General features: G+C 64.1%; 4 protein-coding genes. 2 read left to right on the top strand and 2 right to left on the bottom strand.

What is annotated here, in order from left to right:
- On the top strand, positions 1–1,059 hold a 1,059-nt coding region (locus tag VAE53_RS01145; RefSeq protein WP_322817519.1), incomplete at its 5' end, for an NADP-dependent isocitrate dehydrogenase.
- Between the two features lie 369 nt (positions 1,060–1,428).
- Here VAE53_RS01145 and VAE53_RS01140 read toward each other — a convergent pair.
- Positions 1,429–4,167 carry a helicase C-terminal domain-containing protein gene (locus tag VAE53_RS01140; RefSeq protein ID WP_322817518.1) on the bottom strand — a complete coding sequence of 913 codons (2,739 nt, stop codon included), beginning with the start codon at positions 4,165–4,167 and terminating at the stop codon, positions 1,429–1,431.
- A gap of 176 nt (positions 4,168–4,343) precedes the next feature.
- Here VAE53_RS01140 and fusA point away from each other — a divergent pair, with 176 nt between their 5' ends.
- Positions 4,344–6,407: an elongation factor G gene (gene fusA / locus VAE53_RS01135; RefSeq protein ID WP_322817517.1), complete on the top strand. Its 2,064-nt coding sequence runs from the start codon at positions 4,344–4,346 to the stop codon at positions 6,405–6,407.
- A gap of 6 nt (positions 6,408–6,413) precedes the next feature.
- Here fusA and VAE53_RS01130 read toward each other — a convergent pair whose 3' ends face one another.
- Positions 6,414–6,800 (bottom strand): hypothetical protein, encoded by a 387-nt coding sequence (locus VAE53_RS01130; protein WP_322817516.1) that lies wholly within the window; start codon positions 6,798–6,800, stop codon positions 6,414–6,416.
- Positions 6,801–6,870 lie beyond the last annotated feature (70 nt).

The raw sequence follows: 6,870 nt of genomic DNA, 5'->3' as shown, positions 1-6,870 counted from the left end.
GTCGATGCTGCGCTTGCCATCAAAAGGCACGGTGTGGGCGTGAAGTGCGCGACGATCACCCCCGACGAAGCGCGTGTCAAGGAATTCAACCTGAAACAGATGTGGAAATCGCCGAACGGCACGATCCGCAACATCCTTGGGGGCGTGGTGTTCCGCGAGCCGATCATCTGTCGCAATATTCCGCGGCTCGTGAGCACCTGGACGAAGCCCATCGTCATCGGCCGTCACGCGCACGGTGATCAGTACCGCGCTACCGATTTCCGCGTTCCTGGACCTGGGCAGGTCACGATCAGCTGGGTGCCGGAGGGTGGCGGAGAGCCTATCGAGCTGGAGGTCGCCCGGTTCGAAGGGGCAGGTGTCGCGATGGGGATGTACAATTTCGACGATTCCATCCGCGACTTCGCCCGGGCCTCGTTTCGCTACGGACTGGAGCGGAATTATCCGGTGTACCTTTCGACGAAGAACACCATCCTCAAGGCCTATGACGGCCGATTCAAAGACATCTTCCAGGAGGTGTTCGAGGCGGAGTTCGCAGACGAGTTCCGGGCCCGTGGACTGACCTACGAACATCGGCTGATCGACGACATGGTAGCGTCGGCCCTGAAGTGGGAAGGCGGTTATGTCTGGGCCTGCAAGAACTACGACGGCGACGTTCAATCCGACGCGGTAGCGCAAGGCTTTGGCTCGCTTGGGCTCATGACTTCGGTGCTGCTTACGCCGGATGGCAAGACGTGCGAGGCCGAGGCCGCTCACGGCACGGTGACTCGCCACTACCGCGCCCATCTCCGGGGCGAGAAGACCTCGACCAACCCGATCGCATCCATCTTTGCTTGGACCCGCGGCCTTTCCTTCCGAGCGAAGCTCGACGGGACCCCCGAGGTGGCGCGCTTCGCCGAGGCGCTCGAGCAGGTCTGTGTCGAAACCGTCGAAAGTGGAAGGATGACCAAGGATCTTGCCATGCTCATCTCCCCAGAAACGCCCTGGCTCACGACCGAGGAATTCCTCGATGAGCTCGATCGCAACCTCAGGGCGAAGATGGCCGCTTGGGCGAACGCCTAGGGGGCGTACCTCCGCTCGAACCAAATTCCCCCTTCCGGCCCCTCTCCATGGAGGGGCCGGAAGCCCATCCGGGCCCAAAAGTAGACGGACAACGCGAAGTCGGGGTGAGCGCGCGCCAACAACCTCCGCCAGCCCGCTGCGAATGCTGCACGGGTGGTCAGGAGCGCGGCCTCGGACCCGCAGCCATACCCGCGGTCCGGGGTTTCGATGCAAAGGCGCCAGATGATCAACTCGGCAGGCGACCTTCCATGCTTCACCTCGAGCGACCCCACGATGGCGCCGTCGCGCTGCCGAACTACGTCCAGCCCTGCCGGACCCGCCGGGCGAAGGCCGACCCGCTCGCCGACCGTCGCAAGTCGATGGCTCAAGTCATTCACTTACGAGCCACTCCTGGATAGCCCGTGCAACCGCGGGCGTCGAGCCCTTGAACCAGGTGCAGCGTGGCAGCGACTCGATGAACCGCCGCCCGTAGCGCCTCTCCCAAAGTCGCCGGTCGAACACGACGACGACCCCCCGGTCACGTCGGTCGCGTATGAGCCGACCGAACCCCTGTCGAAAGCGAAGGATTGCCGCAGGCACCTGGTACTGATTGAAGGGATCGTCATATTGCTCTGCGCGGGCACGCGCGAGCGGGTCAGTGGGAACGTCGAACGGTAGACGCGTGATCATCACGAGCGAGAGGGCATCGCCACGAACATCGACACCCTCCCAGAAGCTCGCACTGCCGAGGACCAGCGTCCGTGGGTTTTCGCGCAACTGTTCGGTGATCCACCGTGGGGTTCCGTCGATGCCTTGCGCTAACACGACAATTCCATGCGGCTCGATGACCGGACGGACGAGCCCGGCAACGTGCCGGAGGAGCGCGTTGGATGTGAAGAGTGCGATCGCGCGCCCCCCAGACGCCTGGGCCAGCTCGCCGATGGAGCCGGCGAGCGCCGCGGGAAATTCCGGATGGTTCGGCTCGGGCAGGTCATCGACCGCCGCGAGCAGCGCAGCACGCTCGTAATCGAACGGTGACCCTAGCTCGAGCGTCTCCGGGGCCTGCAAACCGAGGCGGCCCGCAGCGAAAGACATGTCGTGGTTCGCGCTGAGCGTCGCGCTGGTGGCGATCACAACGCGGCGGGGCTGGAAGAGATGTTCCCAAAGGAGCGGCCCTACTTCGAGGGGGGCCATGTGGAGCGAACCGATGCCATCGGCATCCCGGGCTGCCCAAGTCACAACGTCGGCGCCCGGCGACTGGACGATCGTATCGCCGAGTACGCGGAGCTCGGCGATACGCCGGAATGCACTCTGGAACTCGCTCGCCAGTTCTGCAGCGGCCTCGACGGGCGCGCCGGCGAGGAGTTTGGCGGCCTGCTCTCCGGCTCGCCCGAGGCGCTCGAGTGGTCCGGAGAGGTTCCGCCAATACTCCTCGACCGTTTCCCAGGCTGGCTCTCGGCGGGTGAGAGACCCGAGCAGTACCCGGTCCGTATCGCCATCCCGCGCCGGGATAAGTCCGATAGCTTCGAAAAGAGGACGTGCCGAGTGCCGCGCGCCGGAGACCAGCTGCTGAATCGTTTGTGCCAAGTCGCCATAGGGCTCGCGATCGAAGGAGCGGAGTAGCATCAGGGCGCCGCCTTCGCGATGGTCACGCGCCGCGGGACGATGGATGGCGTCGAGCGCCTCATCGACGGCGCCGAGGGTGAGACTACGGCCGAACTGCTGGGTAGCGACCTCCTCGAGGTTGTGCGCTTCGTCGACAACGAGGTGATCGAAGGCTGGGATGGCACTCCCGCCGGCTGCGATGTCGGCGAGCAGCAGTGCGTGGTTGACGATGATCAGGTGCGCCGCCTCGGCGTTCTTCCGAGCCCGCAACAAGAAGCAGTTGCCTTCGCGAACGTGTCGGTGTTGAAGCGAGAGGCAATCGGCATCGGCGGCCGAAAGGCGAGACCAAGCAGCCCATTCTTCGGGAACGAGGCGCAGCTCCGACCGGTCGCCAGTAGAGGTTCGTTCGAGCCAGAGCAGAATACTGGCGCTCAGGCGCGCGACGTCGGGATCGCGCGAACCGGAGACGTAGTTCGCTACCCATCGTGCATAGCAGAGGTAGTTCCCCCTGCCCTTCAGGACAGCAACGCGCAGACCGTCCTGGTCATTGACGATGCCAGCTTCGACGAGCGCTTGGCGCAGCAGGGGAATGTCCTTTTCTCGGAGTTGTTCCTGGAGCGCGATGGTGTTGGTACTGATGACCACGCGTCGCCCGTTACGGAGCGCGTCGAGGGCTGCAGGAACCAGGTAGGCAAGCGACTTGCCCACGCCGGTTCCCGCTTCAACGAGCAGGTGGCCGCCCCGATCGAATGCTCGGCGCACGGCTTCAGCCATCCGAAGTTGTTCGTCGCGCTGTTCGAATCCAGGTAACACTTGCGCCAGCGCTCGGAAGACGCGCTCGATATCGCTAGGCCGGATAGGCTTGGGCGGTTCGCTTGGCGCGAGCGGTGTCGGTGGCTTGTACGGCAACGGGGATGGTAGCACGGAAGATGATGGCACGGCCATCGGCGACTCGCCGCCGAGCGCTCTCGCCAGCGCCGGCGAATCGCCGCTGACCAGGTTCGCGAGCAAAGCGCGGCGGGCCGGCTCGAGACGCGCCGCCATCTCACGGAGGCGAACGAACACTCGAGCGGCAAGGCGGGCATCCGCAAGTGCCCGGTGGTGCCCTTCGCTTTGGATATGGAGGGCCGCGGCTACGTCCGCGAGGCCGTAGCCCTTGAGTTCTGGCAGGAGGAGGCGGGCAAACTTGGCCGTATCGATTGCCTCTGCGCTACCCACCACTCCAGCCGAACGGAGGAAATCGATGTCGAATTCGATGTTGTGGCCAACGAGTACCGCCCCGTCGAGGAACCGCGCGAGCTCGGGAGCGATAGCATCGAGGGTGGGAGCACTCGCGACCTCGCGCGAGGAAATGCCGGTCAGCCGTTCGATGAACGGCGAGAGTTCCCGACCAGGGTTCACCAGCGTCGAGAATTCGGACTCCTCGGCGTCGTCGCTGATTCGGATAGCGCCGACCTCGATCACGCGATCCGACTCCGGTTCGAGGCCGGTGGTTTCGAGGTCGAGCGCGACGTACTTGGTCATGATACGAACATCCGTACGAATCCCGGTAGCGAGTCTACCGAACACGCGCCGGAGACGCGAACGGAGGCGAGCGTAGTATTCGCTTGCGCCACCTGCTGCCGCTTTCGCGCATTGAGAGGCCGTTGCGGCCTGCGTAGACTACGGGCCACTTCGCTGGCCGCAGGAGGTTGACGTCGATGAAGGTGTACCCCACCGAAGCCATACGTAATGTGGTCCTGGTGGGCCACGGGAGCGTCGGAAAGACGAGCCTCGCCGAGGCGGCACTCTACGAGAGCGGAGCCATTACGCGCCTCGGGTCCATCCAGGACCAGAATACGGTTACCGACTACGACGAGGACGAGCACCGCCGGAAATTCAGCCTCAACCTTGCGCTCGCTCCGCTCGAGTGGGAGGAGCGAAAGATCAATTTGATCGACACCCCGGGTTATGCGGACTTCGTGTCCGAGGTCATTTGCGGAGCGCACGCGGCTGACCTTGCGGTCGTCGTCGTCGATGCGGTTTCGGGACCAGAGGTGGGCACCGACCGGGCATGGCAAATCGCCGAGCGGCTTGGCCTGCCGCGGATGATCGTGGTGAATCGCATGGACCGCGAGAACGCCGACTTTGGATCTGTGCTTTCAGCGCTTCGTGAGCGCTGGGGGCACCGGGTGATGCCGCTGCAGCTGCCCATAGGCGCCCATGAATCGTTCCGTGGAGTCGTCGACCTTCTCCACATGAGGGCGTACGTGGGCGAGCAAGCCGAAGAAGCGGATGTTCCGGGCGAGCTCGTCGCGGAGGCTGAACGGCTCCGCGCCGAACTCATCGAAGGGATCGTGGAGACGGACGAAGAGCTGATGAACAAGTACTTCGCCGACGAAGAACTCACCGAAGATGAACTCCGGCGGGTACTCCATGGCGGCCTCGATCACAACCTGATCTTCCCTGTGCTGTGCACTTCGGCGACAAAGCTGATCGGCGTGCGCGAGCTGCTGCACAACGTCGCCTTCAGCGGTCCATCTCCGGCCGACCGCGAGCCAATCGTCATTGGAGACGTGAAGGTGATGGCAGATTCAGCGGCACCGCCTGTCGCGCTCGCGTTCAAAACAGCGGCCGACCCATTCGTGGGGCGGTTGACGTATCTGCGGGTGTTTTCGGGCACCGTGACGGCTGACTCGCATCTGTGGAACGCCAACAAGCAGGCAGACGAGCGTCTCGGTACGCTTTACCTCCAACGCGGCAAGGAGCAGTTTCCCGTGACCGAGCTCCGCGCTGGCGACATCGGCGTGGTGGCGAAACTTTCGCACACTTCGACCGGGGATACGCTTGGCAGCCGGGAGCGTCCGGTAGTCCTCCCGGCGATGCAATTCCCCGCTCCCGTATTCAGCATGGCGGTCCACCCAGTCGGCAAAGCCGCAGTCGACAAACTGGGGCCGAGCTTGCAGCGGATGGTCGAGGAGGACCCGGGGCTTCGCCTCGATCGGGACCCGGGTACGGGAGAGCTCATCCTTTCGGGTCTGGGCGACGCTCATCTCGATGTGACCGTGGAGCGACTCAAGCGGAAATTCAACGTCGAGGTCGAGCTCGCGTTGCCGCGGGTTCCGTATCGGGAAACCGTCACGAAGAAGGCGTCTGCCGAATACACCCACAAAAAACAAACTGGCGGTCACGGCCAGTACGGCCGCGTCACGCTCGAAATCGAGCCTCTGCCGAGGGGCTCGGGAATTCGATTCGCCGAACGTGTGGTCGGGGGAGCGGTCCCGAAAGAGTTCATCCCGGCCGTCGAGAAGGGGGTCATGGAGACGGCAGCTACTGGAATCGTGGCCGGCTACGAGCTCACCGACTGCCAGGTCACCTTGGTCGATGGCAAGCATCACCCGGTCGATTCGAACGAAATGTCCTTCAAGCTCGCGGCTTCGCAGGCTCTCAAGGAGGCGGTCCAGGCCGCCGGTCCTATTCTGCTCGAGCCGATCATGCTCATTCGCGTGTACGTTCCCGAGTCGTTCGCTGGCGACGTCGTGGGCGACCTGAATACCAAACGGGCCCGCATTCACGGAATCACACCGGAAGGAGGGACGACCGTTATCGAGGCAGAAGTCCCGCTCGCGGAAGTGCAGCGGTACGCCTCGGATCTTCGCTCGCTGACGCAGGGCCGCGGGCTTTTCGAATTGTCGCTTGACCATTACGGAGAGGTTCCGGCTCACATCGCCCAGCAGGTGATAGACGCGCACAAGAAGGAACTCGAGGCAGCCCACGCGCGCTGAGGGTGCTCAGGGGAGCTCATCGCGGGTGACGTTCGGGAGGACTCTCTTGAAGGGCGGGAGTGGCGGGCCGCTCGCGGACCCGGACCGCTGAACTGTCACGGTAATGGAAAACGCCTGCAGCGGGCCCATGAGCGGCTCGATGAGGATCGTCCCGCTCGTGGCGCTCGTTGGCAGCACCGCAGGGTCGATCCGGATCTCCAGCACGGAGTCGGCCCCAGCCTGCGTGACGCGCGGACTCGTCGAGGTCACGACTTGGAGGTCGCTTCCGACCGCTACCGCGCCGTCGATGACTCGCCCCGGCGGGTCGTTCGGGTGTCTGACGATGAGCCAGGTTGCCGATGTTCGAACGCGAAATGGGCCGATGCCCGTTCCCGTGTTGCGAACCGTTAGCATCGCGGCCGTTGAGTTCGTTCCACTTACCTGCAGGGTAAGGTTTCGTTCACCGACCACTTGAAGTTGCGGC

The sequence above is a fragment of the Tepidiforma sp. genome (assembly GCF_034432735.1).
Lineage (GTDB): Bacteria > Chloroflexota > Dehalococcoidia > Tepidiformales > Tepidiformaceae > Tepidiforma.
The sequence above is the reverse complement of the archived record's forward strand: the minus strand, read 5'-3'. Positions and strand labels throughout refer to the sequence as shown.

Bases quoted from the DNA above. Each gene is read 5' to 3' on its own strand.
- fusA (WP_322817517.1), top strand. From the start codon at position 4,344: ATGAAGGTGTACCCCACCGAAGCCATACGTAATGTGGTCCTGGTGGGC.
- VAE53_RS01140 (WP_322817518.1), bottom strand. From the start codon at position 4,167: ATGACCAAGTACGTCGCGCTCGACCTCGAAACCACCGGCCTCGAACCG.
- VAE53_RS01130 (WP_322817516.1), bottom strand. From the start codon at position 6,800: ATGCTAACGGTTCGCAACACGGGAACGGGCATCGGCCCATTTCGCGTT.